Genomic DNA, 26,654 nt, shown 5'->3' with positions numbered 1-26,654 from the left:
TCCAAAAGTAAAGAGGGGGACGAGGGATTGTAAGGCAAACTTACTCCCTCGTCCCCTATTCACATCTGGACCGTGATCCCTATACTGGCGCGGTCGTAACAGCCCGTCATTGGTCACGGCCTGCCAATTTTGCACTTTGTTGCTTACAGAGATCCTCATCGTCGTCGTTCTGATTCTCGTGAACGGCGCCTTGGCCATGTCAGAACTGGCCGTCGTTTCTTCCCGTCCCGCGCGCCTCAAGGTCATGGCTGACCAAGGCAATAAAGGCGCAGCTACCGCGATGCGTCTCGCGGAAGAGCCTGGGAAGTTCCTTTCATCCGTCCAGATCGGTATTACGCTGGTCGGCATCCTTTCGGGTGCCTTCTCCGGTGCAACACTCGGTGCGCGCTTAACCGTCTGGCTTTACTCCGTTGGCGTGCCGACCAACATCGCCGATGTCGCTGGTGTTGGTGTCGTTGTCGTCCTGATCACCTACGGCTCGCTGATTTTGGGTGAGTTGGTGCCCAAGCAAGTGGCGCTGCGTAATCCCGAACTGGTTGCGTCGCGCGTTGCCCAGCCCATGTATATCTTGGCTAAGGTCGGTACGCCGATCGTTTGGCTCCTCGATATTTCGGGCAAGCTGGTGCTGCGCCTGCTCGGTCAGAGTGGTCAGAGCGAAGAAGTTGTGACGGAAGAAGAAGTCCGCACAATCATCGCTGAAGCGACTACTGCCGGTGTTCTCGAAACCGAAGAGCATTCGATGATTTCGGGCGTTATGCGCCTCGCGGACCGTTCTGCTCGCGGCATCATGACCCCGCGCCCTGACGTGGTGACGATCGATATTCGCGACCCGTACGAGGTCAGCCTGCAGACGATTCTGTCGACGAACCACACCAAGGTCCTCGTTGCCGATGGCGACGAAGATTCGATCATGGGTGTGATCTCGCTCTCAGACCTTCTGCCTGCAATGGCGACCGGACAGCAGCCCGATTTGCGCAAGCTCGTGCGCTCTATGCCGGTGGTCATGGAACACGCTGATGCCTTCGACGTCGTCGAAGCCATTCGCAACTCTTCAGCCCAAATGGCGCTCGTTGTCGACGAATATGGTCACTTTGAAGGTATCGTCACCTATGGCGATATTCTCGAAGTCATTACAGGCGTTTACAACGAAGAACCGGGCGACGAACCCGCTATCGCTCAGCGCGATGACGGCTCGTGGCTGGTTGCCGGTTGGATGCCTGTCGATGATCTGTCGGAGCGCTTCAAGCTCAACATCCCCAAGGATGCGCGCTACGAAACCCTCGCCGGTTACATCCTCTCCATTCTCAATCACCTGCCAAAGCTGGGTGAGAGTTTTGAGCGGGACGGTTGGCGGTTTGAGGTGATCGACCTTGATGGTCACCGCATCGATAAGGTGCTGGTGACAGCGGTCGCCCCTGCGGCTTGAGCCGATCAAACAGAATAAGAAAAGGGCCCGTACCGGAATGGTGCGGGCCCTTTTGATTTGAGTATCGGCTGCGATCAGATCGCTTCGTATGCCTTGGTTTCGATATTGAAAACCTTGCCGTTTTCCGTGACCGACGCGCTCAGCAGATCGACAATTGCCGGAGCAATGTCAGACGGCTGGGGCAGGGTGTTTGGATCTTCGCCCGGCATGGCCTTGGCGCGCATCGCTGTGCGGACCGCACCCGGATAGAACACATTGGCGCGCACATTGGTGGTGCTGATTTCACCCGAATACGACTTCACCAGTGCCTCAAGCGCAGCCTTGCTGGCTGCATAAAGGCCCCAGAAAGGCTTTGCGGAGCGCGCTGACGAGGAAGAGACGAAAACCGCACGACCAGCATCGGCCTGACGCAAAAGCACGTCCAGCGAGCGCAGGAGGCGATAATTGGCGGTGACGTTGACCGAGAAGACCTTGTCGAACTCGTCTGGCTTTAAATGCGCTACCGGGCTCAACACGCCCAGAAGGCCAGCATTGGCAACGAGACCGTCCAGCTTGCCCCAACGCTCGTAGATGGCCGCGCCAATGCGATCAATGGCATCGCCATCGCGCAGGTCGAGCGGAACAAGGGTTGTCGAGCCGCCAATCGCCTGAATGGCGTCGTCTAGCTCTTCAAGGCCGCCCACCGTGCGGGCGATGGCAATAACATGTGCGCCGCGTCGAGCAGCCTCGAGGGCAGTGGCGTAGCCAATGCCGCGCGAGGCTCCGGTGACGACAATGACCTTGCCAGCAAGTTCAGTATTTTCAGACATTAACCAGCCACCTTCAGAAGCGAAGCTTTGTGTGGGTCGTGCTTAGACGTACCATTCATGTCCGTCAAAGCCGTTGGATAATCGCCTGTGAAATAATGGTCGGTGAATTGCGGAGCTTCTGGGTTCCGCTTTTCGCCACCAACAGCCTCGTACAGGCCATCGATGGAGATGAACTCCAGCGAATCCGCGCCGATGAATTCACACATCTGCTGCAGTGTTTCGTACTGATTGGCGATCAGCGTTTCCGGGTCCGGAGTGGCAATGCCATAGTAATCGGAATGATAAATCATCGGGCTCGCCACGCGGAGGTGAACCTCAGTGGCACCAGCATCGCGGATCATCTGTACGATTTTGACCGAAGTGGTGCCGCGCACGATAGAATCGTCCACCAGCACGACGCGCTTGCCAGCAATGACAGCGCGGTTGGCCGAATGCTTGAGCTTGACGCCGAACGCGCGGATTTGCTGGGTCGGCTCGATAAACGTGCGGCCCACGTAGTGGTTGCGGATAATGCCAAGTTCGAACGGAATGCCGCTCTGTTGGGCATAGCCAATCGCAGCTGGCGTGCCGCCATCTGGGACGGGCACGACAACGTCGGCGACGACGGGCGCTTCCTTGGCCAGGTTCGCGCCCATGTTTTTGCGGGCCGTATAAACACTACGGCCCGAGACCATGGAGTCCGGGCGCGCAAAATAGACATATTCAAAGAGGCACGGGCGTTCCGGCTGGGTATCGCGCGGCTTGCGGGCATCGATGGTCACAGTGCCATCGGGCTGCAGTTCGCAGATAATCACTTCGCCATTTTCGACGTCGCGGACATAGGTCGCGCCGATGATGTCGAGGGCGCAGGTCTCAGAGGCAAAGATTGGTTTGCCGTCGAGATCGCCCATGACCAGCGGGCGAATGCCGACAGGGTCGCGCGCGGCCATCAGCTTGGTGCGGGTCAGCGCCAACATGGCGTAGCCGCCTTCCATTTGACGAACAGCATCGATGAAGCGGTCGGTCGAGGAGGTCTGGCGGGAGCGGGCGATGAGGTGGAGAACGACTTCAGTGTCGGAGGTCGACTGGCAGATTGCGCCGGTCGCGATAATCTGGCGACGCAGGGTCAAACCATTGGTGAAATTGCCATTGTGGGCAACGGCAATGCCACCGGCATCAAGTTCTGCAAAGAGTGGCTGCACATTGCGCAGGGCAACTTCGCCAGTGGTGGAATAGCGGGTGTGGCCGATGGCCATAGGGCCGGGGAGACCGGCGAGAACGGCGGGGTCGGTATAGTGATCACCCACGAGGCCCATGCGTTTTTCCTGATGGAAACGCTCGCCGTCGAAGGAAACGATACCGGCCGCTTCTTGGCCGCGGTGCTGGAGAGCATGCAAGCCGAGCGCCGTCAGGGTGGCAGCTTCAGGGTGTCCTAAAATGCCAAACACCCCGCACTCTTCATGCAGGGTGTCTCCATCAAGGTCGAAAGCGTCATCTGCGAGATGGGTCACCTTGGGTCTCCTTGCAGTTGGACCGAGCTATTCCATAACAGGAATGGGGCTCGTTTACGCCAGCTGTTGAGCCCCGCCAATAGCCCATTTTGCTATGGCTAGCAAAATGACAGTTTCGTTCGCCCGCCTAAGCGGTTGAGGCGAATGATTCTTAGTTCTGCGGTGTCGCTGGCAATGTGGTGATTGACGGCGAAGCGGCTGGCGCAGGCGCGACAGTGCCATTGCCGACAGCTTCAGGTGGAAGAGCCACTGGCGCTTCCGTATCGTCGGTCAGATTGCCGCCGCCGCCACGCAGAATGTCGGTGACTTGAGCTTCAAGTCCATCTGGCAGCATGGAAATCAGGGTTGTGCCCATGCTCTGCAGATGTGGGCGAGTCTGAGCCTTATCTGCCCATTCCGGCAGGTTGGTTCCCAAGAGCCACACGCCGAAGATGGTGATAACAATCGAAATCAGAATGCCGCGCAGCACACCGAAGACGAAGCCAAGCGTACGGTCGATCGGCCCAATGCGGCTATCGATGACAAAGTCAGCAATGCGCATGGTCAAAAGGTGGAGCACAATCAACGAGATGATGAAGCTCAGGACAACTGTGGCAATGTCCGCGACAACCGGCTCAGCAATGTAGCCGCGCGCGATTTCGGGGTGGTACTGCCACATATAGACAGCGATAGCGGCAGAGCCAGCCCATGTCGCCAGCGAGAGAACCTCGCGTGTAAGGCCTCGTGCGGTCGCTAAAATAGCGGAAATGAGCACCAGTACACCAACACCAACGTCAAATGCAGTTAGCATATGTTCTCGCCTACTTGTCCGAGCCGACAGTCAATTGAGGCAGCTTTAACGGAGTTAGTAGGGCCTGCCAAGGCTGTGTAAAAGCCAGCATGCAAAAGTCCACGAAAACCGTTTGTTTACCATCCCTCCGCCTCTGGCTCAGGAATGGCACGCTGCCCCTTGGCTGCAATGGCGCTCACCATGTCGGCCAATTGCGCATATTCAGTGACCATGAGGTTTTTGCTCTTATCGGCCTTGCCCAATTTGCCTGTCGCGACGGAGCCAAACCCCAGCTTTTCTGCCTCTCTCAGGCGTAGCCCAGCATGGGAAACTGGGCGCACGCCGCCCGCCAATGAGATCTCGCCAAAGTAGGCAGCGTCTTGCGGAAGGGGGGAATTGGTGAGGGAAGAAATAAGCGCGGCAGCGACGGCGAGGTCAGCAGCAGGCTCGTTGATTTTGAGGCCACCGGCGACGTTGAGATAGATATCATTGGCGCCGATACGGACGCCGCAGCGGGTTTCGAGAACCGCTAACACCATGGAAAGACGTTGCGAATCCCAACCGACAACCGCGCGGCGTGGGGTGCCGAGGGGGGAGGGCGCGACGAGCGCCTGGATTTCGATGAGCAGGGGGCGGGTGCCCTCCATCCCTGCAAAGACGGCTGAACCGGCGGAGTTTTTATCGCGCTGATCAAGGAAAAGTGCTGACGGATTAGCGACTTGCTCGAGACCGCCCTGGGTCATGGTGAAGACGCCGATCTCATCGGTCGCGCCGTAACGGTTTTTCACGCCACGCAAAATGCGGAAGGTGTGGCTGGCGTCGCCTTCAAAATAAAGAACGGCGTCAACCATGTGCTCGACCACGCGTGGCCCGGCGATGGAGCCATCCTTGGTGACGTGGCCAACCAGAACGACAGCCGCGCCAGTTTTCTTGGCGACACGGGTGAGAGCCTGAGCCGAAGTGCGGACCTGCGTGACGGTGCCGGGAGCGGAATCAACCCGGTCGGTCCATAGGGTCTGGATCGAATCGATGATCACGAGATCGGCCGGCGGGCCTTCTTCGAGGGTGGCGAGGATGATTTCGACATTGGTTTCCGCCGCCAGCAGCACACCTGTGTCCGCAAGGCCAAGTCTTTGAGCCCGCAAGCGAACTTGCGCGACCGCTTCTTCACCCGAAACGTAGATAACGCGTTTGCCTTGGCGGGCGAGGGCGGCAGCGGACTGGAGGAGCAGGGTCGATTTGCCGATCCCTGGATCGCCGCCAACGAGGAGGGCCGAGCCTTTAACAAAGCCGCCGCCGGTCACCCGATCAAGTTCGGCAATGCCACTGACCACACGGGCTGCGCCTTCGGTTTCACCGGCGAGAGACACCAGCGTTGTAGCGCGGCCACCGGCCTTGGCGGATTTGGGGCCCGCACCGACGCCAGAATCGACAACTTCTTCGACAATGGTGTTCCACTCACCACACGCGTCGCACCGCCCCTGCCAACGGCTCGAAACCGCGCCACATGCCTGACACAAGAACGAAGATTTCAGTTTAGCCAAGGTGGGTACTTTCCTCTAGGGCGCGGCCGGGCGGATAGGTGGCTTCTGGCTGGCATTCTCTGGCTTCTCGATGGGCACGCGATTGGCCTTTTGGGGCCTCAGTGCCAACAAAGAAGGGAGCGCCAAAACCGCAAAACCACCTGCTATTGGGCCGGAGCCTAACAGCAAGTGGTTTCAAAAAACAAGAACAAAGGCGGAACTTTGTAATCAGCCCTGTGGGTGGGGCTGAGACGGCTGGCTTGGCGGCAGCGCGCCATCACCAATGTAGATCCGATTATAACGCCCTTTTAGGGCGGTGAGGATTTCATAGCCGATGGTGCCCGCAGCGTCGGCCTGATCGTCGATTGGAACATTGGCGCCGAGCACTTCTACGCCTTCGCCCGGCGTGGGGAGATCGGAGCCAAGCTCGGTGATGTCGACGATGGTCAGGTCCATCGAGATTTTGCCCACGATCGGGCAGAGGCGACCGCGCACGAAGACCTTGCCGCCCGGACGCTGATTGGTGCCAGAGAGCGAGCGGAACAGACCATCGGCATAGCCGTGACCGATGACGGCGAGGCGCGAGGGGCGATTGAGCGTATAGGACGCGCCATAGCCGACGGTTTCACCCGTGCGACCTTCAATGACCGACAGAATCGGCACATGGAGCGTCACGACATTGGCCATTGGGTTCTTGCGACCCGCAACGGCTCGGCCGCCGTAAAGAGAGATGCCCGGACGCACCATTTGGAAATGGTAGTCGCGGCCGCTCATCAGCCCGGCCGAATTGGCCAGGGAAGCCGGAATGCCGGGGAATTGCTGCATGACCGAGCCAAAGAGCGCAAGCTGGGTGCGGTTCTTCTCGTGGTTCGGCTGATCGGCACAAGCCAGATGGCTCATGATCATCTGCGGGGCAAAGCCGAGCTTTTCGATCTTTTCGCGCACGGCGCTGGCTTCGCTAAGACGGAACCCCAAGCGATTAATGCCGGTGTCGAAATGGAACGCGGCTGGATAGGCCTCATTGCGTTCGACGCACTTGGCGAGCCATTCCTCGAGCATTGGCATAGAGCCAAGGACGGGCATGAGGTTCTGGCGAATGTAAAGGTTCGCCGCCCCCGGATAGAGCCCGTACAGCACGAAGATATGCGCTTCTGGAACGGCGGCGCGAACTGCCAATCCCTCATCGGGCGTGGCCACGAAGAAGAAGCGCGCGCCAGAGGCGTAAAGCGCCTTGCTCGCAGCTTCCGTCCCGGTGCCATAGGCATCGGCTTTGACGACGGCAGCCGTCAACGCACCCGCGCTCACCTTGTCGAGCGCGCGCCAATTACGGGCAAGAGCGCCCAGATCAATGCTCAGTTGGCCGCCAAGGCCGGAGGTCAGAGTCATACCTATTCCATGCGTTCGGGCAGATAGTCTGCCCGAGCAAGATTACCAAAGCGGGTAAATTGCGCCTCGAAGCTGAGCTGAACAGTACCGGTGGGGCCGTGACGCTGCTTGGCGACGATTACTTCCGCCTTGCCGTGCACTTGCTCCATTTCCGCCTGCCAAGTCAGGTGTTCGGGCGTCCCCTCTTTGGGCTCCTTGTTCTTGAGATAGTATTCTTCGCGGTACACGAACATTACAACGTCCGCGTCCTGCTCGATAGAACCCGATTCGCGAAGGTCGGAAAGCTGCGGATGCTTGTCATCGCGCGTTTCAACCTGACGGGAGAGCTGGGACAAGGCGATCACTGGGCACTCCAGCTCCTTCGCCATGGCCTTGAGCGTCGTGGTGATTTCCGTCAGTTCCTGCACGCGGTTCTGCTGGGAGGCTTTTGACGAGCCCGAGAGCAGCTGCAAGTAGTCGACGATGAGGAGGTCGAGCCCCTTCTGGCGCTTCAAACGACGCGCGCGTGCCGCGAGCTGCGCTACCGAGATACCACCGGTATCGTCGATGTAGAGCGGCACCTTGCTCATCATATTGGACACGTCGACCAGCTTAGCAAATTGCTCGTCGTGAATACGACCGCGGCGGATGTCGGAGGAAGAGACTTCCGCCTGCTCGGCCAGAATACGCGTTGCGAGCTGTTCGCTACTCATTTCGAGAGAGAAGAAGCCAACAACACCGCCATTGACGGTTTTCAGATTGCCGTCGGCCTGCACTTCGGCGCGATAGGCGCTGGCGACGTTGTAGGCGATATTGGTCACCAGCGAGGTTTTACCCATCGCCGGACGTCCTGCCAGAACGATCAAGTCGGAGCGCTGGAGGCCACCCATTTGTTTGTCGAGGTCGTGCAGAGCCGTCGCGACACCTGATAGACCACCGTCACGGGCAAAAGCTTCGCCTGCCATCTGGATCGATGCGCTCAGCGCTGCGCCAAAGGCCTGGAAGCCACCTTCCGCGCGACCCTTTTCAGCGAGCTGGAAGAGTTCGCCTTCGACCTTTTCGATCTGCTTGGTTGGCGTGGTTTCAATGTCCGCGTCATAGGCGGTCTGCACCATTTCTTCGCCAACCTGGATGAGGCTGCGGCGAATGGCGAGGTCATAGATAGCCTGACCGTAATCAAGTGCGTTCAGAACCGTCGTCGCCTCTGCCGCCAAACGCGACAGATATTGCATCATGGTGACGTCGGGGAGCAGCTGATCGGGCAGGTGGGTTTTGAGCGTCGCCGGCTCCGCAGCCTTACCGGCGCGGATGATTTTACCGGCGAGTTCATAGATCTCGCGGTGAATGGGCTCGTAAAAATGTTCGGCCAGCAGAAAATCGGAAACGCGGTAAAACGCGTCGTTATTGATCAGGATCGCGCCCAGCAGCGCCTGCTCAACATCGACGTTATGCGGTGCGACGCGGAACGATTTTTCTTCTGCTGTGGGATGTAGACGGGCGATCTCAGCCAAAGCGCACTCCTGATGTTCACCGTATCAATGTCAGGCGAGTTTGCAGTGAGTCTGGCTTACGTCCCTAGGGTTAACGTCTCTGACCATGCTCTCGAATAACCCAATGTGAAGACTGGGAACAATGGGGATAACTTAGGTACGAATTTAGCTAAGTCTATGGCCGAACGTGTCAACGGGCAAAAGAAAAAGCCGGGCATGAAGCCCGGCTTTTCCAAAGGGGTCGTCGCGTACCGAAGATTAGTCTTCGAAACGGTCGTCCTGTTCTGCGTCCTTCTGGCCAGCAGCGAAATCGCCGTTGTCTTCCAGATCGAACGAGTGAACGGTGACGTCTTCGCCAGCTGCCTGACGCTCAGCTTCGTCAGCCGAACGAGCGATGTTGACGGTGATCTTAACAGCAACGTCCGAGTGCAGGTTCAGCGGAACGGTGTGAACGCCAACGGTCTTGAGAGCGTCTGGCAGATCAACCTGGTTGCGCTGGATAACAAAGCCGTCAGCTGCGAGAGCTTCGACGATGTCACGCGATGCAACCGAACCGTACAGCAGGCCGGTTTCGCCAGCCTGGCGAACCATGATGATTGCGTGGCCGTTGAGGCCTTCAGCAATGCCAGCAGCTGCGGTGCGGCGTTCTTCGTTGCGCTGTTCGATGTGAGCACGCTCAGCTTCGAACTTCTTGCGGTTTGCTTCGGTTGCGCGCAGTGCCTTGCCCTGTGGGAGCAGGAAGTTACGTGCAAAGCCGTCCTTTACGGTGACTTCGTCGCCGATGGTGCCGGTGCGGCCGATGCGTTCGAGCAGAATGACCTTCATGTCATTTATCCTTTTGGCTGTCCCGTTTCCGAGAAACGGTTAGGAGCCGCGGACCATCCGCGACCCCAACAATGAGTTTTCGAAAGACGGTTAGGTCTTACGATACGACGTATGGCATCAGGCCGATGAAGCGAGCGCGCTTGATGGCACGAGCCAGTTCACGCTGCTTCTTCGCCGAAACGGCGGTGATGCGCGAAGGAACGATCTTGCCGCGTTCCGAAACGTAACGGGACAGCAGACGAACGTCCTTGAAGTCGATCTTTGGCGCGCCTTCACCCGAGAATGGGCAGGTCTTACGACGGCGCTGGAACGGACGGCGAGCCTGGGAAGTGGTCAGGTCTTTAATAGACATTGTTCTCGTTCCTTATATCTTAGAAGCGGCGTGGGCGACGTTCGCCCGAGAAGCCACCACGATCACCGCCACGGGCGTTGTCGCGGTCATCACGATCGCGCTTCTGCATCATTGCCGATGGGCCTTCTTCAAGCTCTTCAACAGCGATGGTCATGAAGCGCAGGATGTCTTCATTGATGCGCATCTGGCGTTCCATTTCAGCAACGGCAGCCGGAGTGGCGTCGATGTTGAGCAGGGTGTAGTGAGCCTTGCGGTTCTTCTTGATACGGTACGCGAGACCCTTGAGGCCCCAGTATTCGTTCTTGGTGACCTTGCCACCGTTCTGGCCGAGGATTTCGGTCAGCGCAGCGGTCAGTTCTTCAACCTGCTGCTGAGAAACGTCCTGGCGAGCCAGGTAAATGTGTTCGTAAAGGGCCATGGATGCGCCTTCCTTTGGATTTGAACCAAGCATTCTTCTGGCGCGGAGCCCCTTCGAAGCCGGAAAGGCATCAAAGCAGTCTTGCAAAGAGCGGGAACACGGGAGGCCGGACTTTTTGACGGTCCTATCTTGTCCATATGGGCAAGAGCCCAAACGGCAAAACCCTCCGTTCAGCCCCCGGCCAAACGAATTGCTGGGTGGGCTATAGGAGGTTCATGGGGGAAGATCAAGCGGAAACGCTGTGGTTTTGGTCTGCGGCGACAGCTTTGTGAAGGGGGGCAGTAGCCGCTTTTGCCCCCCCGGTGCATCCGCTGAATTAGCGGTTGTGACGCCGGTCGGGGACAGGGGAGTTGACCATCTGCTTGATCTCTTCGGTGAAGGCGACAACGCGGTCACGCCCAGTGCGCTTGGCGAGATAGAGGGCGTTATCGGCACGACGCAGCATTTCAACACTGTCAGCGCCAGGACCGAACTCGGCGACGCCAAAGCTCATGGTGAAGGGCACAGGCTTTTCGACCGCGTCAAACACCTCTACGCCCAACAGACGTTTGCGAATGCTCTCAGCATGGCGCACGGCATTTTCCAAAGTGCCGTTGATAACGATGGCAAATTCTTCGCCCCCGATTCGTCCTGCGCCTTCGTTGCGGCCCAGGCCCTCGCGCAGCTCGAAGCCGACGTTGCGCAACACGTCATCGCCGACATTGTGGCCGAAGGTGTCGTTGATGGTTTTGAAGTGGTCGATATCGCCCATGATCAGGCAGAACGGAGTGGCGCGGTAAACCGCATTATTGAGGACTTCGATAGTGCCGCCACGATTGAGGAGGCCCGTGAGCGAATCTTGGTTGGCAAGCTGCTCGAGATTGTGGTGGGCGGTGCGCCAGCCGGAATTGATGATGGTGATGGCCAGAGTGCCAATCGCGATCATGGCGATAGACAGGCGGAAGGAGGTCAGGGCGTCCGCATCGGTGAGGTCATAGCCAAGATCGATACCGCCGAGGGGAGCTGCGATCAGCATAAAGGTAATAATGATCGCGCTGATTGCGGCGGCGGCAAAGGCGCGGAACACAATCGCGCACCAGATCAGGCCCGGAATGACGTAATTGGGCGAGCCGGGCCCGCCAATGAGCACCATGAAGCCAACGAGCAGGAACGCGCAGGCGAGCGCTGCATATTGATTATTGCGTTGGTTCGCATTGGCCGAAAAGAAGCGGAGGCGGCGCGTCGTGCCAATGTTGGCGGCCAGCAGTACGGGCAGATAGATAGCGTAATTGACCAGCTCGGCTGCGAGCCACACCATAAAGGAGTGGGAGGCATCCATATTAAAGTGCGTCGGGCCAATGATTGCCCCCGCCATCGCTGTCGCGACGGAGGCGCAGGTCATAATGAAGATGATGATGATGGCGTCGTCGGGTCGGGCGAGGGTCAAGGTTTCGCGTGTCAGGACACGCGCAAGTGCTGCGCCGACGAGAACGCCCACCATATTCGCCCCATTTAAGATGAGGGCGAGATTGACCGGCGCGCCGGTTGTGAGATCTGCAATTACATAGGCCGCTGCGGCGACAATCCACGTCAGCGCCGTGACCGATTGTGCGCGCAGGAGCACAAAAGACAGCAGGATCGCATTCGCTGGCCATATGCTGGCCAAGGAAAAAATCATCCGAGACTGAATGCCGACGTAGCACGCCAGCAAAATAACGATGCCCAAGAATAGGTTATCGAGGACCCAAGGCCTGACGAGAGGGACGGCACTCAATCTTTTCGATAACCACTGCATAACTTATGGTGCTCTTAAACTTTGTCGTTGTGGAACAGCTCCACGTGGTTCTGTGGGCTTTGGTGATACGCGCGATGCCTTGACTCCGCCGCATGTAGGTTGCAAAGCCCGTTTTACCGGCGACTTACCTTATCGCCACCTTCCAACGAATTCGTTACCGGGGAATTCATAATGTCGAGCACAGCATTCACCTTTCCAGGTCAGGGCAGCCAGGCCGTTGGCATGGGCAAGGACCTCGCTGACGCGTTCCCTGAGGCACGCGCAGTCTTTGAAGAAGTCGATAGCGCGCTGAACGAGAATTTCACCGCCATCATGTTTGAAGGCCCGGAAGACGTACTCCGTCTGACCGAGAATGCCCAGCCAGCACTGATGGCTGTGTCGATGGCCGTTGTCCGCGTGCTTGAGGCCAAGGGCGTCAAGCTTGCCGATCATGCTGCTTTTGTTGCTGGCCATTCGCTGGGCGAATATTCCGCGCTTTGCGCTGCGGGCACCTTCTCCATCGGTGATGCGGCGCGTCTGCTGCGCACCCGTGGTCAGGCCATGCAGAAGGCTGTTCCGGTCGGGCATGGTGCTATGGCCGCTCTGCTGGGCCTTGATCTCGACACCGCACGCGCTGTGGCTGAAGAAGCCGCACAGGGCGACGTCTGTCAGGTCGCAAACGACAATGCGCCAGGGCAGGTGGTTGTCTCTGGCACCACAGCTGCCATTGAACGCGCGCTGGAACTGGCCAAGGCCAAGGGCGCCAAGCGCGCCCTGTTGCTTCCTGTGAGCGCACCTTTCCACTGCGCGCTGATGCAGCCTGCGGCAGAAGCCATGCAGGTAGCGCTTGCCGACGTAGCGATGCACAATCCAGTTGTCCCCGTGATTTCGAACGTCCTCGCGGCGCCGATCACTGATGCGATTGAGATTCGTCAGCGCCTCGTTGAGCAGGTCACTGGCGTTGTTCGCTGGACCGAGAGCGTCACCTGGCTGGCCAACGAAGGCGGCGTAACCAAGCTGGTGGAAGCCGGTGCGGGCAAGGTGCTTACAGGCCTTGCCAAGCGCATCGCTCCAGAGCTGGCGGCCCAGGCTATCAACACTCCTGCCGATATCGACGCATTCGTCGCCTCGCTGAACGCATAATTTGGGCTTAAAAGCCCCATCTGAGATACATCCCCGAAAGAGGACACCCATGTTTGATCTTACCGGTAAGCGCGCGCTCGTAACGGGTGCCAGCGGCGGCATTGGTCGTGAAATCGCCAAGGCCCTCGCTGCTGCAGGCGCAACTGTTGCCCTCTCTGGGACCCGCGTTGCAGCTCTGGAAGAAACCGCCAATGCAATCGGCAAGGACTGCCCGATTCTTCCAGCGAATCTGTCCAAGCTCGAAGAGGTCGATGCGCTCGTTCCAGCGGCTGAAGCCGCTATGGGCGGCGTCGATATCCTCGTGAACAACGCTGGTCTGACTCGCGACAATCTCTTTATGCGCATGAAAGATGCGGAATGGGATGAAGTGATTGCAGTGAATTTAACTGCGGCATTCCATCTCAACCGCGCCGTCCTGCGCGGCATGATGAAGGCCCGTTGGGGTCGCATCATCGGTATTTCTTCGGTTGTCGGTGTCACCGGCAACGCGGGGCAGGGCAATTACGCAGCCTCTAAGGCTGGCCTGATCGGCATGAACAAGGCGCTCGCCTACGAAGTTGCAAGCCGAAATATCACTGTAAACTCAATCGCTCCCGGCTTTATTGCATCGGCAATGACGGATGAATTGAACGAAAAGCAGCGTGAATCCATTCTCGCTTCTGTTCCAGCTGGTCGCCTCGGCACCGGTCAGGAAATTGCAGCATGTGCCGTCTTTTTGGCGAGCGATGCTGCAGCCTATATCACCGGTCACACACTGAACGTGAACGGCGGTATGGCGATGATCTAAGGCTTCTAGCCTTGGATAGAGGTGTATTCGCGGCTGGCCTTGCCTGGGGAAACGTGTTACCCCGCGCCGCGTTTACCCATGCCGTCGGCTTGCGGGCGCACAATATGCCGCCTACATTGCCGCCGAGCTAGTCAACAGCATGCTTGATGTATTGGCTTGCCGCCAATAAGAAGCGAATACGAAACGTCGATTTCAAAAAGGAAGTCAAACATGAGCGATGTCGCTGATCGGGTCCGCAAGATCGTTGTAGAACACCTCAATGTGGATGCGGAAAAGGTCGTAGAAAAGGCCAGCTTCATTGACGATCTGGGTGCAGACTCGCTCGATCAGGTTGAGCTGGTTATGGCTTTTGAAGAAGAATTCTCGGTCGAGATCCCGGACGACGCAGCTGAGTCGATCCAGACCTTCGGCGATGCCGTTGCGTTCTTGACCAAGGCTACCAGCTAATATTGGCTGGCCACACCATGGAACTACGTCGAGTCGTCGTAACCGGACTGGGTCTAGTCACGCCTCTTGGCTGTGGTGTTGAGGCTACATGGTCCAACATCCTGGCTGGGAAGAGTGGCGCCAAGCGTATCGACGGCTTCCAAGTCGACGATATTGCCTGCCAGATCGCCCACCTAGTTCCTCGCGGGGCATATGCCGATGGCATGTACAACCCCGACGAGTGGATGGAGGTCAAAGAGCAGCGCAAGGTCGACGAGTTTATCGTCTACGCCATGGCTGCGGCCACTCAGGCTATCCAGGATGCGGGCGTTGAGCCCAAAACCCAAGAAGAGCAGGAACGCACAGGCGTTCTGATCGGATCGGGTATCGGCGGTATCGGCGGCATCTATGATGCCTCCGTTACGCTGCACGAGAAGGGCCCACGTCGGATTAGCCCCTTCTTCATCCCAGGTCGTCTGATTAACTTGGCCTCTGGCCATGTTTCGATCCGTTTCGGTCTCAAGGGGCCGAACCATTCCGTCGTAACCGCTTGCTCCACCGGTGCGCACGCCATTGGCGATGCGGCCCGTCTCATTTCGTTCGGCGATGCAGACGTTATGGTTGCGGGTGGTACGGAAGCTTGCGTCAATCGTTTGTCGCTGGCCGGCTTTGCGGCTGCCCGCGCACTTTCGACTGGCTTTAACGACAACCCAACCGCAGCTTCGCGTCCTTATGACAAGGATCGTGATGGCTTCGTGATGGGCGAAGGCGCTGGCATTGTCGTGCTCGAAGAATACGAGCGCGCTAAGGCTCGCGGCGCCAAGATTTATGGCGAAGTGATCGGTTATGGCCTTTCCGGCGATGCTTATCACATCACTGCACCAGCACCGGAAGGTGAAGGTGGGTTCCGCGCAATGAGTGCTGCAGTCAAGCGCGCAGGCATTTCTGCCTCCGAGATTGACTACATCAACGCTCATGGCACTTCGACGCCACTCGGCGACGAACTGGAACTGAGCGCAGTAACGCGTGTTCTTGGCGATGCTGCGAACAAAGCAGTTATGAGCTCGACCAAGTCGGCTATCGGTCACCTTCTGGGTGCTGCTGGTTCGGTTGAAGCGATTTTCTGTCTGCTCGCCATGCGCGATGGAATCGTGCCGCCGACCCTCAATCTCGACAATCCTTCCGTCGAGACCGCCATCAATCTTGTTCCCCACAAGGCGATCAAGAAAGAGATCAACGTGGCGCTTTCCAACAGCTTCGGCTTCGGTGGCACCAACGCTACTCTGGTGATGCGCAAGGTCTAAGCGCTTTTTTCCAATATTTTGCGAGGGGCTCTGCGCTTTCCAGCGCGGAGCCCCTTGTCTTTAATCGGTCTTCGCCACAGTTTGGCACTAGAAGACTGACAAAAGGCCACCTCAAGGCCCGGAGAGAGTTGATAGATGAACGAGCACAGAAAACGCCGCCGCAAACGCTCAGGTAACGGGCTGATTGACGTTCTCAATGGCCTTCTTACACTGCTCGTAATCGGGCTGGTTGTTGTGGGCGGTGCAGGTTTTTATATCGCTTCCCAGTATTATGGTGATGGCCCAACGCAGGAAGACCGCGTGTTTCGCGTTGAGTCCGGCAATACGCTGAGCACCACTGCGAACCGTCTGGAAGAGCAGGGGTTCATTTCCAATTCGCTGATCTTCACCCAATTTGGATCGCGCGTTGAGCAAAGTGCTGTCGTCAAGGCTGGTGATTTCAATATCCCTGCTGGCTCCAGCATGTCCAAGATTTTGCAAGAGCTGACGCTTGGCGACCCCATGCGCTATGCTGTGACCATTCCAGAAGGCTGGACGGTCTGGCAGGCCGTGCAGCGCATCAATGCCGATGATCGCCTGACCGGTGACATCAGTCAGCTGCCGCCAGAGGGTTCGATCCTGCCGGGCAGCTATGACTATGTGCCAGGCGACTCGCGTCAGGCTGTCCTCGAAAGAATGCAGGCGGCGATGACGCAGGCTTTGGCCGAAGTCTGGGACAGCCGTCAGCCAGATCTGCCACTACAGTCGCCAGCGGAGATGCTGACACTCGCCTCGATCGTCGAGCGTGAAACTGGCGTTGCCTCGGAACGTCCGCAGATCGCTGCGGTGTTCGTCAATCGTCTGCGCACCGGCATGCGTCTGCAGTCTGACCCGACGATCATCTATGGCATTACGCTGGGTCAATCGACGCTCGACCGCGGCATTCGTCGCTCGGAAATCGAAGCCAAGACCCTGTATAATACCTATCAGATCGACGGTCTGCCGCCGACGCCCATTGCTAACCCTGGCATTGAAGCGCTCCGCGCTGTCGCCAACCCAGATAGCCACGACTATCTCTACTTCGTGGCCAAGGGTGCGACCCCGCGCGAAGGTCACGTCTTTGCCGAGACCTATGACGAGCATCGTCAGAACGTCGCCCGCTACCGTGAAATTGAGCGTGAAGCGGCAGCTCAGGCCGAGGCAGAAGCCGAGGCTGCAAGGCAGGCGCTAGAGGCTGAAGAAGCCGAAGACGCGCCACAATAAGGTGAGATTGAGGGCAGGGCAGTGCGTAAAGCCTGCCTTGCCCTTGACCAATTTGGGGGGATGTCGCAACAAACGCGACAAGAGTTTTACGATAAGAGAACCGACAATGGACTTTCAGCGCCGCGGCGTCATGCTGGTGATTGCATCTCCCTCAGGAGCAGGCAAATCCTCGATTTCGCGAGCCCTGTTTGGTGATGATCCAAACATTCGCCTGTCTGTCTCTGTGACGACGCGTGAGCGCCGGAGCGATGAAATCGACGGCAAGCACTATCACTTCATCGACGTCGAGACGTTCAAGAAGATGCAGGCTGCGGGCGATCTGCTCGAGTCCGCTGAGGTGCATGGCAATTTCTACGGCACGCCGCGCTCTAAGGTTGAAGAGCAGCTGGTCGCTGGCCACGATATTCTCTTTGATATCGACTATCAGGGCACGCTGCAGCTCTATGAAAACGCGCGCGCCGATATGGTCACCGTGTTCATTCTGCCGCCGTCGATTAAGGAGCTGCGCTCCCGTCTTGAGCGTCGCGCGCAGGACAGCGTCGGCACGATCGAGAAGCGCCTCAAGAATGCAAAGATCGAGATGGACCACTTTGCTGAGTATGACTACGTGATCGTCAATGAGGATTTGGAACAGTCCGTGGCGCGCGTCCGGGCCATTTTGGCCTCAGCACGTCTTGCGAGCCGTCGTCAGGTGAACCTTGAAGGTTTTGTCCGCGAGCTGCAGGGCCAAATCGAAGGCTGATTTTTGGTCTTATTGGATGTTGAAGCCTCGGCGTGAGCCGGGGCTTTTTTGTTGGCTATTACGCCCACCCTAAAGACTTGTGGCGGCGCTTAACCCTGGCGCAGGCCGGGGAGCGCGCGGGCCATGGCGAGGAAGCTTTCGACCGGAAGGACTTCAGCGCGTTCGTCGCCCTTCAAATCAGCCGCCGCGAGGAGGGCCTCAACCGGCACGCCAAGCGATTTGAGCGACTGGCGGATCATCTTGCGGCGCTGGCCAAAGGCGGCCTTGGTAATCTGCTCGACATGCTTGACCGCAAGACCTTCTTCCACTGGCTTGGGCACCAGATGGACGACAGCCGAGGTGACGGCCGGGGCCGGGACAAAAGCCTGCCGCGGCACATTGAAGGCAATGCGCGTGTGGCAGCGCCAATTGGCGAGAACGGCCAAGCGGCCATAGTGGTTGTCGCCCGGCTGGGCGCAAATGCGTTCGGCCACTTCGCGCTGGAACATCAGCGTCAAGCTGTCAAAGAACGGTGGCCACGGATCGGTCGTCAGCCAGCCAATAAGCAGCGGGGTGCCGATATTGTAAGGCAGGTTGGCGATGAGGCGCGTCGGACCAGTGGTTGAGGCGAGGGAGCGATAGTCCATCTCCATCGCGTCGCCACTGATGACGGTGAGGCGGCCATTGTAGTGATCGGAGACTTCGGCAAGGGCGGGAAGAGCTCGGGCATCGCGTTCGATGGCGATAACCTCATGAGCGCCTTCAGCGAGCAAAGCGCGCGTCAGACCGCCGGGGCCGGGGCCGACTTCAATAACGCGAACCCCTTCGAGCGAACCCGCAACGCGGGCAATGCGGGCCGTGAGATTGAGATCGAATAGAAAATTCTGACCCAGCTCTTTTTTGGCGCGCAGATCGTGGGCGGCGATGACGTCGCGCAGCGGCGGGAGATTGTCGATTTGGCTCATGACTTATTGGCCGTCATTTGGTGCGCCATGGCAATGGCCGCAGCGAAACTGGAAGGGGAAGCTTTGCCGGTGCCGGCAAGAGCGTAAGCGGTGCCGTGGTCGGGCGAGGTGCGCACGATGGGCAAGCCCAAGGTGACATTGACCCCAGCGTCGAACGCCACGGTTTTGATCGGGATCAGGGCCTGATCATGATACATCGCCAACACCGCATCATACTGACGCCAGTGGGGCGGGAAGAACAGCGTATCGCCGGGCAGCGGGCCGATGGCGTCAATGCCTTCGGCGCGCGCGGCCTCAAGAGCGGGCACGATGATTTCAACATCCTCGCGGCCAATGGTGCCGTTTTCCCCCGCGTGCGGGTTTAGCCCAGCCACAGCGATCTTTGGCGCAGCGATGCCGTAGCGCGCGGTGAGATCGCGCGCCATGACGCGGAGGGTCTCGACGATGAGATCGTGGGTGATGAGCCCCGGCACGTCCTTGATGGGGACGTGGATCGTCAGCGGAACGGTGCGCAGGTCTTCATGCGCCAGCATCATCACCGGGAGAGGCACAATGCCGTTTTCGGCGCAGAGTTCTGCAAGATATTCGGTGTGGCCAGGATGCGCGAAGCCGACCTCATAGAGCGCGGCTTTGTTGATCGGGGCGGTCACCACGGCGCTGGTGCGCCCGGCGCGTGTATCGGCTACAGCGCGGGCGATAGCCTCAATCACCACTTGGCCGGTGCCGGGAACGGACTGACCCGGCGTGTCGGGCACGTCACCGGGTAGCGAGAGCACGGGCAGGGCGTTCGGAAACTGTGAAGTTGCCGTCTCTGGCGTCGCCTCAACGATGGATAGGGAAAGACCAAGGCGCTGGGCGCGTTGGCGAAGAAATTCGGCGTGGCCATAAACGAGAAAAGCGGGCAGGGCCCGCGCATCACGCTCAGCGTAGAGTTGGAGGATGAGGTCCGGGCCGATGCCGGCCGGTTCGCCCATGGTCACAGCCAATGGAGCAGTCATTCTGGCTCTCATAAATCATGCGGCCGCAAAACTGCGGCCGCTGGGATTGGTCCAATCAGCTGCGCTGAAGATCAGTTGTAGATGACCTTAGCGTTGGTACGCAGCGTTTCCATATAGTCCTTGGCTGCCTGCTCGTATTGGCTCTGGCCAACTTCGTCACGCAGACCGCCCTTCACAAAGGTCAGATCCTGCGCCTGAACCTTTTCGCAGACTGCGAGCATGGAGAGGCCGTTTTCGACAGCGCGAGGCTTGGTGACGCCGCCGACATTGAGAGCCGCAAGCTCCTTAGCGAGGGCATCTGGGAACTGGGTGGCGTGACGACGACCAACGTCGATCACAGCAACGTCGTTATAGGCGAGAGAGAGATCGACGGCCGTGTCGCAACCGGCAAAGCTCGAACGGTACTTATTGGCCTGGCCGGAACGACCGCCACCACCAACGAAGATGACTTCCTTGAGGATGTAATCAAAGCTCTGGAAATCAGCCAACTGCGAGGCGGCGCGCTGATCGAGTTCAAGGTCGGAAATCTGGACCTGCGAAGCCACTGCCGACTGCTGGATGCCGTTCCAGGCGATAGCAGCGCGCAGACGATCCTGCAGGGTTTGGGCGGAAACGCCGCCCTGCTGAAGAACCTGCATTAGGCGATCTCGGCTGAGCTGAAGATTGCGCGCGACCTGAAGGAAAGCGTCATCGACCTGAGCATTGGAGACAGTGATGCCGATGCGCTTAGCTTCCTGCATCTGAATGGCTTCATCAACGAGCTGCTTGAGCGCGCCCTGACGGCCAGTCTTATTGCCTTCCATCTGGAAGAGACGCAGGCGCTGATCGACCTGCACGTCGGTAACAGGCTCGCCGTTCACTGTGGCAACCGTGGCAGCAAAAGCTGAGGTCGCACCGCCAGCAACGAGCATAAGGCTCACGAAGATTGCGCTCAAACCGCGCCGAAGGTTGACAAGAGTCATAGTTCGCGTCCGCTCATTCATTTGCCGCCTTCAATGCGGCGTCCGCACAGGACTGTCAATTGCTTGATGATTACGGCCAAAATCCGAATGGGACTGTTGGCAGGGTTAAGTCCAACCATCTTCGCGCCGTAACAATACGGTCACCCCAATGATAATGGCAACGAGGGCCGGTGAAATAGCTGCGATCAATGGATCAATTGCGCCGGTCGAGCCTGCACGATCCGCCATCTCGGTGATCACAAAAACCAAGAAGCCCAGCACCATGCCATAGAGTACCGAAGGGCCGATTTGCATGCGGCGGCTGTAGCCTGCCGTGAAGGCAAAGGCGATGAACAGCGAGCCGACGAGAACCAGAGGCAGCGCGAGGAGCTTGATCAGGCGCATCGCCGTGGCCGAGGCGACCATTGGATCAGCGATGCCCTTTTGCATCAGTGTCGCCAACTCGAAGAAGGTCAAATCGTCGGTGGAGGAGGTTTTGAGGCTGATTTCGGATGGCGTCGAAATGGTCGAGAGGCGCACCGAAGGCAAAGTTTTGGCGACGGCGTCGGCACGACGGCCAATAGCATCGCTCAGAACCCAATAGCCTTGCTGGAGCACGGCCGTCGGCGCTTCATAGCGCGCGTAATCGGCTTCCTGGAGGTTAAACACCGTGACATCGGTCAGCTGTTCGCCGCCCGGCGACATGGCGCGTGCCATCAGCACGTAATGGCTGTCCTCGCCGTATTGCTCCAGCCAGATTTCGCCCGCGGGGGTGAGTTGGGCGGTTTGACCCGGAGGTATGGGATAAAGATCGCGATTGATCTGCGTGCTGACGGTTTCTGCGCCAATGGCAATGACGAGGCTTGCAGCGGCGAGCACCAGAGTGGGCGCGCGCAACACGCGCCAAATGGAAATGCCGCTGGCTTTGATGACGGTCAGCTCGTGGCGCATCTTGAGGTCAACCAGACCCAGAATGGCCCCCATCAAAACGGTCACGGGCAGGGTTTTGATGGTCCAGCGCACAGCACTCATGGCAACCATGAGAAGGGCCATGAGGAAGCCGCGTTCGCTCTCAACAACCGAAAAGCGCCAGGTGTCCAGCGACTCGACCAGCGCAATCAGGCCGTAGAAGATGAAGACTGTGACGCCGATACGGGAGGCGAGGCGGCCGAGGACGAGACGATCTATCTGGTTCATGCTGCAACCCCATCCCGCGTGATGCGCCGGGGCCAAATCTTAAAGGCAAAGACAAGAATGCCTACCACAAAGAGCACGACGCCACCGGTGCCGGGGCCCCAAGGAGAATAAGCGCTCATGCCACGTTCGCCAAAGGCGATGAGCATAACGACGGCTTCCATCGGCAGTTTAAACCGGGTGCGCTTGCCGCTCGGGAAGCCAGAGATAGCGACAACGAGAACGCAAAGGCCGATGACCCGCAGGCCTTCGGCGGAGCGGTTCGACAGGTGGCGCAGGATTTCGCTGTGCCAATTGCCCGTCTCAAGCGCTTCGCGGACCATGGAGATGGAATCCATGGAGGCGTATTTGTCGACGTAAACGCTTTGCTGGCTCAGCGTGTCGATGCCCAGCTCATAGCGGGCAAAGCGCACTTCGGAATAGCGACCATTGGCGTCGAGGTTCTCGATTTTTCCGTCGCGCAATTCGAGGAAGTAGTTTTCGCCGTCGCCCATAACGCGTGCAGTTTCGGCGATGTAGGTGCGGCGCATGCCGGGATCGCGTCGATCATCGGCATAGAATTCGTTGATCAGCCCGCTGCCTTCACGCCCGCCGATGAGCAGCACGACGCCCGGGGTTGCCTGTGTGAAGCGATTGGGCTTGAGGGTGGAACTGACGAGATCGGCGGCGACCGCAGCCTGCAGCTCATAGGATTTGCGGTTGGCCATCGGCTCAAGGATATGCGCGAGGAACATCACCGCAATAACGGAGAGCGTGCAGACGAACGTCGTTGCCCGGAATAGCGACTTCAAGCCGCCACTCGAATGGATGATGTGCAACTCGTGGCTGTTTTGCAGCGCAGCGAGGGCGCGCACAATGCCAATGCCGATACAGATGTAGAAGAAGGCGAGTGCCAAAGGCGGCATGGTGTAGAGCGCTTGGACAGCGAGGGTCGCAAACCCTTGGCCCTTGACGGACACCACATCGAACTGGCGCAAACAGTTCACCAGCCACAACAAAAAGCAGGCGATCACAAACAGGATCACCGCGTCTGTGGCGAACAATCGCGAAATATAGGCTGTCAGCTTCTTCATCGGCTGCACCATGCTTGAATTCGCCCCGGCAAACAATCTGTTAGGCGACAGAACCAGCGCTTGTCTTGTGCTAGCGCGCCGATTTGAAGCGCGATAAGGTCGCTTTCATGGCCGAAATCCTCTTCTATCACCTCGAAGCGCGTCCGCTGGAAGCTGTTATCCCGCAACTTCTTGAGAAGACCGCAGAACGCGGTTGGCGTGCAGTTGTCGAAGTGGGGAGCCAGGAGAAAGCAGAAGCGCTTGATTCTCTGCTCTGGACCTTCCGGGATGACTCGTTTGTGGCCCATGGTTTGGCCGGTGACGAGTTGGACAGCCAACAGCCTATTCTGATAACCACTGGCCAGGAAAACCCCAATCAGGCGACGGTGCGGTTCTTTGTCGATGGCGCAGTGCCGCAATCGGCAGAGGGTTATAATCGCCTCGTCTTCATGTTTTCAGGCCATGATGAGAACGCCGTGGCGCAGGCGCGTGTCGCTTGGAAAGCGCTGCGTACGGGCAATGAAGTGACGTATTGGCAGCAAGAGCCGACTGGACGCTGGGTCAAAAAGGCATGACGCACGATCTTCTAACGCCGAGCCGGCACAACCTTGCCGAAGACATTTTTGCTATTTTCATTGGCACGACACTGGTGGCGCTCGGCATTGCCTTCTACGCCGAAGCCCAATTGGCGACGGGCAGTACGGCGGGCCTGGCTCTGCTTTTACAATACGCCACGGGAATTCCTTTCGGCTGGTTGTTCTTTGCCATCAACCTGCCGTTTTACGCGCTGGCCTTTATGCGCATGGGCGTGCCTTTCGGTCTCAAAACCATGTTCAGCGTGGCATTGGTGTCGTTGTTCTCGGCCCAGATTCCGGTGTGGATCGATATCCAAACCATCAACCCGCTCTTTGCAGCGCTGGTGGGTGGCGGGCTCATTGGGCTGGGTGTGCTCTCGCTGTTCCGGCACAAAGCCAGCGTCGGCGGGATCAATATTCTCTCGCTCTACCTGCAAGAGAATTTCAACATTCGCGCCGGCTATTTCCAACTGGCAGTGGACGCCGCCATTCTGGTCGCCGCCTTCTTCGTCCTGCCCCTCGACCGCGTCTTTTATTCGGTGCTCGGGGCGCTGGTGATGAACATGATTGTTGCGCTCAACCACCGCCCCGGCCGTTACGTCGGGTTTAGCTAATTGGCCGTGTCGCCCCATCCCATGATGTCATAGACATAGAGGGTGCGCATGGCGTCGGCCAACTCGTAGCAGTACACCACTTCCCCTTCCGCCGGGTAATAATAGGCATTGGCTTCGCCGCACTGCGTTACGCGGAAAGTCACCTTGCGGGGTAGGGTGAATGTCGTGGCAATAGATGCGGCCGCGATGTCGATAATGGCGCGGGACTTGAGTTCATCGGCGATGTCTTGATAGTCGCCAGCATCCTCGTAAATCACCTCATAATCTGAAACCGCATCGCTCTCGGTGATGTGCGGTTCGAGCAGACGCATCCAGCTTCGGAAGGCGTCACTATAAGTGCTCTCGCAGCTCTCCTGACGGTCACTGTCGATGTCGTAATCATCCGCCGTATCGCCAAACACCGATTGGTCTTTGCCAACCATATAGCAGACCATCGCATAGGCGCGGTGGAGGTCCAGCGTGTGGTCGGCGGAATAGGCGAGCTCTTCAAACGTGCTGGTGTCGGCCTTTAGAGCGTTGAAATACCAGCCATCGGCGGCGCTAACCAAAGCGTCGTAACTATCCTCGGCTTCGTCAAACTCCAGCAGCCAGATCGTGCCCAAAGCGTCGGCGGCATCTTCTTCTTTGCCCAGAACTGGCAGATCGAGCTCGCCAATGAGCAGATGCGCGACTTCGTGGTAAATGGTGAAGCTGGCATCGTGCATGGCGAAGGTCATGGCATCGCTCATGATGTCGCCTGCGTCTTCTGGCAGTTCGGCTGGCGCCTCGTCCGATGCGGCTTCCCGCGTGATGCTGTGGGACGAATAGGTGGCAAAGCCGTTAAAGCCTTCCCCTTCATCCAACGGCCCGTCTTTGGCTAAAGCCGTGCCTGCAGACAAAACAAAACTAAGGGCCACCAGACTGGCCCCTAAACCTCTGCGCATGAGAAATCCCCCGATACGTGATCCCTCGATCACGTCACAATTTTCTAGCGCTGATTTACTGCAGTGGGAAGGTCCGCGGAATAGCTCTGGAGAAACTCTTCCATCAGTTCGTAGCAAAAAATGATTTCGCTGGTCGTGGTGTCATAAAAGGCATTGGGCTCGTCGCAGACGCGCACCGTCATCAGCACCCGACCGGGGATTTTGAAGTTGGTGCGCAGCTCGTCGGCGACCTTTTCAATGACGCCACTCCGCCGCAAAGCGCGCTCGGCGAGGCGCAGCGAGCGCCCGGCGGGAAAGTATTTCACATCAACGCGCGAAGGGCCTGTCTGCTTGCTCAAAAGCGAGGAGACGCTTTGATAGGCCTGCTCATAAACGAAGGCGCATTCGTGTTGGCGGCCAGAGGCTAAGCCGTGGCTATTGGCAAACTTGCGGAACGCTGCACCATCGGCACCCACCATCAGGCACATGATCTGATAAGCGCGATGGCGATCTGGGCTATAGCCTGCGGTATAGTCCTCGATATTGAACGCGGCCTGATAATTGCGCGCCGTGGTGAGCCACCCTTCTGCCGCATCTTGCAAGGCGCGGTTCATGTCGGGGGATTTTTTCTCCAGCATCACATAGGTCGCGATCGTGTCCGCTGCGTCTTCCTCGCGCCCCAGAACCGGCAGGTTGAGCTTGTCGATGAGCAGGTGGGCCGTCTCATGATAGAGCGTAAAGAGGCTGTTGTTTGCGGCATAGCGCAGAGCGTCGGCGCGCTGGTGCTTTGGCAAATCCCCGAAATCGGCAGCTGCGGCAGGCACAATTGCCATCAACGCGACGGTGAGCAGCAGCCAAAATTTACGCATCAACACGCCCCTTTGTTGCTGGCATGAAAGAAGACCCATGGCGTGGTGTCAATCTGGGCGTGTGAATTTGGTGAAGAGGCTGCCAAAGTTCGCTGTTCTGGCGCTTGTCATTGGGGCCCATGGGTGCTTAGCTCGATCAAGAGTTTTTTTTAAGCCGTTTGAGTAGTTATGAGTATCTCGGTTTTGATGGCCCCTAGAGCTCGGGGGCGTGCACCCAATTGCGGGGCGCGGAGCAGATTCACATCCGCGTGCGTGATGGAACAGAGCCTGCGCTCGACCATTGCCGGACATTCCTATGTGAGACCGGCATTATGTATTTCATTTTAGGCTGCCTGCTGCTGGGCGGATTTTATTACGCTGAGCTTTGGTTCGTTGCTGCAATTATCGCGGCTTATCTGTTTTTCACCAGTCCTGCGTTTCGCCACGGTCCGGTCGAAGCCAAATTGATCCATATGGTGCAGCAGCACCAGAATTATGCGCAATTCTCAGATCTGGGGTTCGACCGCGCAAAGCGCTTTGCTGTCGATAAGGGCTCAAAGCGAGCCGATCAGCAGACGGCGTTTGTCGCCATTCTGCTGCACGATGTTGGCTATGCGGTGAGTTTCACCCGCGTGCCCGATGGTGGCACGGCGATATTGCTCGAAAAACTGTCAGATCTACGCCGCCAGTTCCAATATGCTCGGGCACAGCGCCGCTGAAAG

General features: G+C 58.3%; 27 protein-coding genes. 10 read left to right on the top strand and 17 right to left on the bottom strand.

The window, feature by feature from the left end:
- The first annotated feature begins 139 nt into the window (after nucleotides 1–139).
- Nucleotides 140–1,426 carry a hemolysin family protein gene (locus JHL21_RS06485; RefSeq protein WP_169196688.1) on the top strand — a complete coding sequence of 429 codons (1,287 nt, stop codon included), beginning with the start codon at nucleotides 140–142 and terminating at the stop codon, nucleotides 1,424–1,426.
- Between the two features lie 74 nt (nucleotides 1,427–1,500).
- On the opposite strand, the gene JHL21_RS06480 is transcribed toward JHL21_RS06485, so the two are convergent.
- The 10 genes from JHL21_RS06480 to JHL21_RS06435 all read right to left on the bottom strand — a co-directional run bounded on the left by JHL21_RS06480 (nucleotide 1,501) and on the right by JHL21_RS06435 (nucleotide 12,112).
- Nucleotides 1,501–2,235, bottom strand: a complete 735-nt coding sequence (locus JHL21_RS06480) for an SDR family NAD(P)-dependent oxidoreductase (protein ID WP_200212593.1) — start codon at nucleotides 2,233–2,235, stop codon at nucleotides 1,501–1,503.
- A complete protein-coding gene (gene purF / locus JHL21_RS06475) occupies nucleotides 2,235–3,725 on the bottom strand; it encodes an amidophosphoribosyltransferase (RefSeq protein ID WP_169196690.1) in 1,491 nt (496 codons plus the stop codon). The genes JHL21_RS06480 and purF overlap by 1 nt, the downstream gene beginning before the upstream one ends.
- A gap of 151 nt (nucleotides 3,726–3,876) precedes the next feature.
- Nucleotides 3,877–4,515, bottom strand: a complete 639-nt coding sequence (locus JHL21_RS06470; protein ID WP_200212592.1) for a CvpA family protein — start codon at nucleotides 4,513–4,515, stop codon at nucleotides 3,877–3,879.
- 116 nt (nucleotides 4,516–4,631) lie between these two features.
- On the bottom strand, nucleotides 4,632–6,038 hold the full coding sequence (gene radA, locus JHL21_RS06465; RefSeq protein ID WP_169196692.1) for a DNA repair protein RadA: 1,407 nt from the start codon (nucleotides 6,036–6,038) through the stop codon (nucleotides 4,632–4,634).
- Nucleotides 6,039–6,245: 207 nt separating this feature from the next.
- Nucleotides 6,246–7,403 (bottom strand): alanine racemase, encoded by a 1,158-nt coding sequence (gene alr, locus JHL21_RS06460; protein ID WP_169196693.1) that lies wholly within the window; start codon nucleotides 7,401–7,403, stop codon nucleotides 6,246–6,248.
- A gap of 2 nt (nucleotides 7,404–7,405) precedes the next feature.
- A complete protein-coding gene (locus JHL21_RS06455; RefSeq protein WP_169196694.1) occupies nucleotides 7,406–8,893 on the bottom strand; it encodes a replicative DNA helicase in 1,488 nt (495 codons plus the stop codon).
- 237 nt (nucleotides 8,894–9,130) lie between these two features.
- Nucleotides 9,131–9,697 carry a 50S ribosomal protein L9 gene (gene rplI, locus JHL21_RS06450; RefSeq protein WP_200212590.1) on the bottom strand — a complete coding sequence of 189 codons (567 nt, stop codon included), beginning with the start codon at nucleotides 9,695–9,697 and terminating at the stop codon, nucleotides 9,131–9,133.
- A gap of 97 nt (nucleotides 9,698–9,794) precedes the next feature.
- A complete protein-coding gene (gene rpsR / locus JHL21_RS06445; protein WP_182395940.1) occupies nucleotides 9,795–10,043 on the bottom strand; it encodes a 30S ribosomal protein S18 in 249 nt (82 codons plus the stop codon).
- Between the two features lie 25 nt (nucleotides 10,044–10,068).
- The gene (gene rpsF, locus JHL21_RS06440) at nucleotides 10,069–10,467 is read right to left on the bottom strand and encodes a 30S ribosomal protein S6 (protein WP_169196697.1); all 399 of its coding nucleotides are present in this window, start codon (nucleotides 10,465–10,467) and stop codon (nucleotides 10,069–10,071) included.
- Between the two features lie 316 nt (nucleotides 10,468–10,783).
- Nucleotides 10,784–12,112, bottom strand: coding sequence for a GGDEF domain-containing protein (locus JHL21_RS06435; RefSeq protein WP_210338861.1), 1,329 nt, complete (start codon nucleotides 12,110–12,112; stop codon nucleotides 10,784–10,786).
- 300 nt (nucleotides 12,113–12,412) lie between these two features.
- Here JHL21_RS06435 and fabD point away from each other — a divergent pair, with 300 nt between their 5' ends.
- The 6 genes from fabD to gmk all read left to right on the top strand — a co-directional run bounded on the left by fabD (nucleotide 12,413) and on the right by gmk (nucleotide 17,864).
- The gene (fabD, locus tag JHL21_RS06430) at nucleotides 12,413–13,363 is read left to right on the top strand and encodes an ACP S-malonyltransferase (protein WP_200212584.1); all 951 of its coding nucleotides are present in this window, start codon (nucleotides 12,413–12,415) and stop codon (nucleotides 13,361–13,363) included.
- A 49-nt stretch (nucleotides 13,364–13,412) separates the two neighbouring features.
- Complete coding sequence (fabG, locus tag JHL21_RS06425) at nucleotides 13,413–14,150, top strand: 3-oxoacyl-[acyl-carrier-protein] reductase (protein WP_199531814.1); 738 nt, start codon at nucleotides 13,413–13,415, stop codon at nucleotides 14,148–14,150.
- Between the two features lie 210 nt (nucleotides 14,151–14,360).
- Entirely contained in the window at nucleotides 14,361–14,597 is a 237-nt protein-coding gene (locus JHL21_RS06420) for an acyl carrier protein (protein ID WP_169196701.1), read from the top strand.
- Nucleotides 14,598–14,614: 17 nt separating this feature from the next.
- The gene (fabF, locus tag JHL21_RS06415) at nucleotides 14,615–15,880 is read left to right on the top strand and encodes a beta-ketoacyl-ACP synthase II (protein ID WP_169196702.1); all 1,266 of its coding nucleotides are present in this window, start codon (nucleotides 14,615–14,617) and stop codon (nucleotides 15,878–15,880) included.
- A gap of 135 nt (nucleotides 15,881–16,015) precedes the next feature.
- Nucleotides 16,016–17,122 carry an endolytic transglycosylase MltG gene (mltG, locus tag JHL21_RS06410; protein ID WP_200212583.1) on the top strand — a complete coding sequence of 369 codons (1,107 nt, stop codon included), beginning with the start codon at nucleotides 16,016–16,018 and terminating at the stop codon, nucleotides 17,120–17,122.
- A gap of 106 nt (nucleotides 17,123–17,228) precedes the next feature.
- Complete coding sequence (gene gmk, locus JHL21_RS06405; RefSeq protein WP_169196704.1) at nucleotides 17,229–17,864, top strand: guanylate kinase; 636 nt, start codon at nucleotides 17,229–17,231, stop codon at nucleotides 17,862–17,864.
- Nucleotides 17,865–17,953: 89 nt separating this feature from the next.
- Here the strand turns inward: gmk and rsmA are convergent, their stop codons facing one another.
- From rsmA to JHL21_RS06380, 5 genes are all read right to left on the bottom strand, one after another.
- Nucleotides 17,954–18,808 (bottom strand): 16S rRNA (adenine(1518)-N(6)/adenine(1519)-N(6))-dimethyltransferase RsmA, encoded by an 855-nt coding sequence (gene rsmA / locus JHL21_RS06400; protein WP_169196705.1) that lies wholly within the window; start codon nucleotides 18,806–18,808, stop codon nucleotides 17,954–17,956.
- Nucleotides 18,805–19,806, bottom strand: coding sequence for a 4-hydroxythreonine-4-phosphate dehydrogenase PdxA (pdxA, locus tag JHL21_RS06395; RefSeq protein WP_200212582.1), 1,002 nt, complete (start codon nucleotides 19,804–19,806; stop codon nucleotides 18,805–18,807). The genes rsmA and pdxA overlap by 4 nt, the downstream gene beginning before the upstream one ends.
- 71 nt (nucleotides 19,807–19,877) lie before the next feature.
- On the bottom strand, nucleotides 19,878–20,768 hold the full coding sequence (locus JHL21_RS06390) for a SurA N-terminal domain-containing protein (RefSeq protein WP_169196707.1): 891 nt from the start codon (nucleotides 20,766–20,768) through the stop codon (nucleotides 19,878–19,880).
- 105 nt (nucleotides 20,769–20,873) lie between these two features.
- Nucleotides 20,874–21,944, bottom strand: a complete 1,071-nt coding sequence (locus tag JHL21_RS06385; RefSeq protein ID WP_200212581.1) for an LptF/LptG family permease — start codon at nucleotides 21,942–21,944, stop codon at nucleotides 20,874–20,876.
- The gene (locus JHL21_RS06380; RefSeq protein ID WP_200212580.1) at nucleotides 21,941–23,014 is read right to left on the bottom strand and encodes an LptF/LptG family permease; all 1,074 of its coding nucleotides are present in this window, start codon (nucleotides 23,012–23,014) and stop codon (nucleotides 21,941–21,943) included. The genes JHL21_RS06385 and JHL21_RS06380 overlap by 4 nt, the downstream gene beginning before the upstream one ends.
- A 107-nt stretch (nucleotides 23,015–23,121) precedes the next feature.
- Between JHL21_RS06380 and JHL21_RS06375 the strand changes: the two genes are divergently transcribed.
- Together JHL21_RS06375 and JHL21_RS06370 are read left to right on the top strand one after the other, a co-directional pair.
- Entirely contained in the window at nucleotides 23,122–23,568 is a 447-nt protein-coding gene (locus JHL21_RS06375) for a DNA polymerase III subunit chi (RefSeq protein ID WP_169196710.1), read from the top strand.
- Nucleotides 23,565–24,182, top strand: a complete 618-nt coding sequence (locus tag JHL21_RS06370; RefSeq protein WP_169196711.1) for a YitT family protein — start codon at nucleotides 23,565–23,567, stop codon at nucleotides 24,180–24,182. The genes JHL21_RS06375 and JHL21_RS06370 overlap by 4 nt, the downstream gene beginning before the upstream one ends.
- Here the strand turns inward: JHL21_RS06370 and JHL21_RS06365 are convergent.
- Nucleotides 24,179–25,078 (bottom strand): DUF4344 domain-containing metallopeptidase, encoded by a 900-nt coding sequence (locus JHL21_RS06365; RefSeq protein ID WP_199531821.1) that lies wholly within the window; start codon nucleotides 25,076–25,078, stop codon nucleotides 24,179–24,181. The genes JHL21_RS06370 and JHL21_RS06365 overlap by 4 nt on opposite strands.
- A 71-nt stretch (nucleotides 25,079–25,149) precedes the next feature.
- Nucleotides 25,150–25,953: a DUF4344 domain-containing metallopeptidase gene (locus tag JHL21_RS06360; RefSeq protein ID WP_200212579.1), complete on the bottom strand. Its 804-nt coding sequence runs from the start codon at nucleotides 25,951–25,953 to the stop codon at nucleotides 25,150–25,152.
- Between the two features lie 311 nt (nucleotides 25,954–26,264).
- On the opposite strand from JHL21_RS06360, the gene JHL21_RS06355 reads away from it, so the two are divergent.
- Nucleotides 26,265–26,651 (top strand): hypothetical protein, encoded by a 387-nt coding sequence (locus JHL21_RS06355; RefSeq protein WP_169196714.1) that lies wholly within the window; start codon nucleotides 26,265–26,267, stop codon nucleotides 26,649–26,651.
- Nucleotides 26,652–26,654 lie beyond the last annotated feature (3 nt).

Source organism: Devosia sp. WQ 349K1, assembly GCF_016595685.1.
Lineage (GTDB): Bacteria > Pseudomonadota > Alphaproteobacteria > Rhizobiales > Devosiaceae > Devosia.
Note: the sequence above shows the minus strand (reverse complement) of the source record. Positions and strands in the feature narration are given on the sequence as shown.

Bases quoted from the DNA above. Each gene is read 5' to 3' on its own strand.
- JHL21_RS06480 (WP_200212593.1), bottom strand. From the start codon at position 2,235: ATGTCTGAAAATACTGAACTTGCTGGCAAGGTCATTGTCGTCACCGGA.
- JHL21_RS06470 (WP_200212592.1), bottom strand. From the start codon at position 4,515: ATGCTAACTGCATTTGACGTTGGTGTTGGTGTACTGGTGCTCATTTCC.
- alr (WP_169196693.1), bottom strand. From the start codon at position 7,403: ATGACTCTGACCTCCGGCCTTGGCGGCCAACTGAGCATTGATCTGGGC.
- rplI (WP_200212590.1), bottom strand. From the start codon at position 9,697: ATGAAGGTCATTCTGCTCGAACGCATCGGCCGCACCGGCACCATCGGC.
- rpsF (WP_169196697.1), bottom strand. From the start codon at position 10,467: ATGGCCCTTTACGAACACATTTACCTGGCTCGCCAGGACGTTTCTCAG.
- fabD (WP_200212584.1), top strand. From the start codon at position 12,413: ATGTCGAGCACAGCATTCACCTTTCCAGGTCAGGGCAGCCAGGCCGTT.
- fabG (WP_199531814.1), top strand. From the start codon at position 13,413: ATGTTTGATCTTACCGGTAAGCGCGCGCTCGTAACGGGTGCCAGCGGC.
- JHL21_RS06420 (WP_169196701.1), top strand. From the start codon at position 14,361: ATGAGCGATGTCGCTGATCGGGTCCGCAAGATCGTTGTAGAACACCTC.
- fabF (WP_169196702.1), top strand. From the start codon at position 14,615: ATGGAACTACGTCGAGTCGTCGTAACCGGACTGGGTCTAGTCACGCCT.
- mltG (WP_200212583.1), top strand. From the start codon at position 16,016: ATGAACGAGCACAGAAAACGCCGCCGCAAACGCTCAGGTAACGGGCTG.
- gmk (WP_169196704.1), top strand. From the start codon at position 17,229: ATGGACTTTCAGCGCCGCGGCGTCATGCTGGTGATTGCATCTCCCTCA.
- rsmA (WP_169196705.1), bottom strand. From the start codon at position 18,808: ATGAGCCAAATCGACAATCTCCCGCCGCTGCGCGACGTCATCGCCGCC.
- pdxA (WP_200212582.1), bottom strand. From the start codon at position 19,806: ATGACTGCTCCATTGGCTGTGACCATGGGCGAACCGGCCGGCATCGGC.
- JHL21_RS06390 (WP_169196707.1), bottom strand. From the start codon at position 20,768: ATGACTCTTGTCAACCTTCGGCGCGGTTTGAGCGCAATCTTCGTGAGC.
- JHL21_RS06385 (WP_200212581.1), bottom strand. From the start codon at position 21,944: ATGAACCAGATAGATCGTCTCGTCCTCGGCCGCCTCGCCTCCCGTATC.
- JHL21_RS06380 (WP_200212580.1), bottom strand. From the start codon at position 23,014: ATGAAGAAGCTGACAGCCTATATTTCGCGATTGTTCGCCACAGACGCG.
- JHL21_RS06375 (WP_169196710.1), top strand. From the start codon at position 23,122: ATGGCCGAAATCCTCTTCTATCACCTCGAAGCGCGTCCGCTGGAAGCT.
- JHL21_RS06370 (WP_169196711.1), top strand. From the start codon at position 23,565: ATGACGCACGATCTTCTAACGCCGAGCCGGCACAACCTTGCCGAAGAC.
- JHL21_RS06360 (WP_200212579.1), bottom strand. From the start codon at position 25,953: ATGCGTAAATTTTGGCTGCTGCTCACCGTCGCGTTGATGGCAATTGTG.
- JHL21_RS06355 (WP_169196714.1), top strand. From the start codon at position 26,265: ATGTATTTCATTTTAGGCTGCCTGCTGCTGGGCGGATTTTATTACGCT.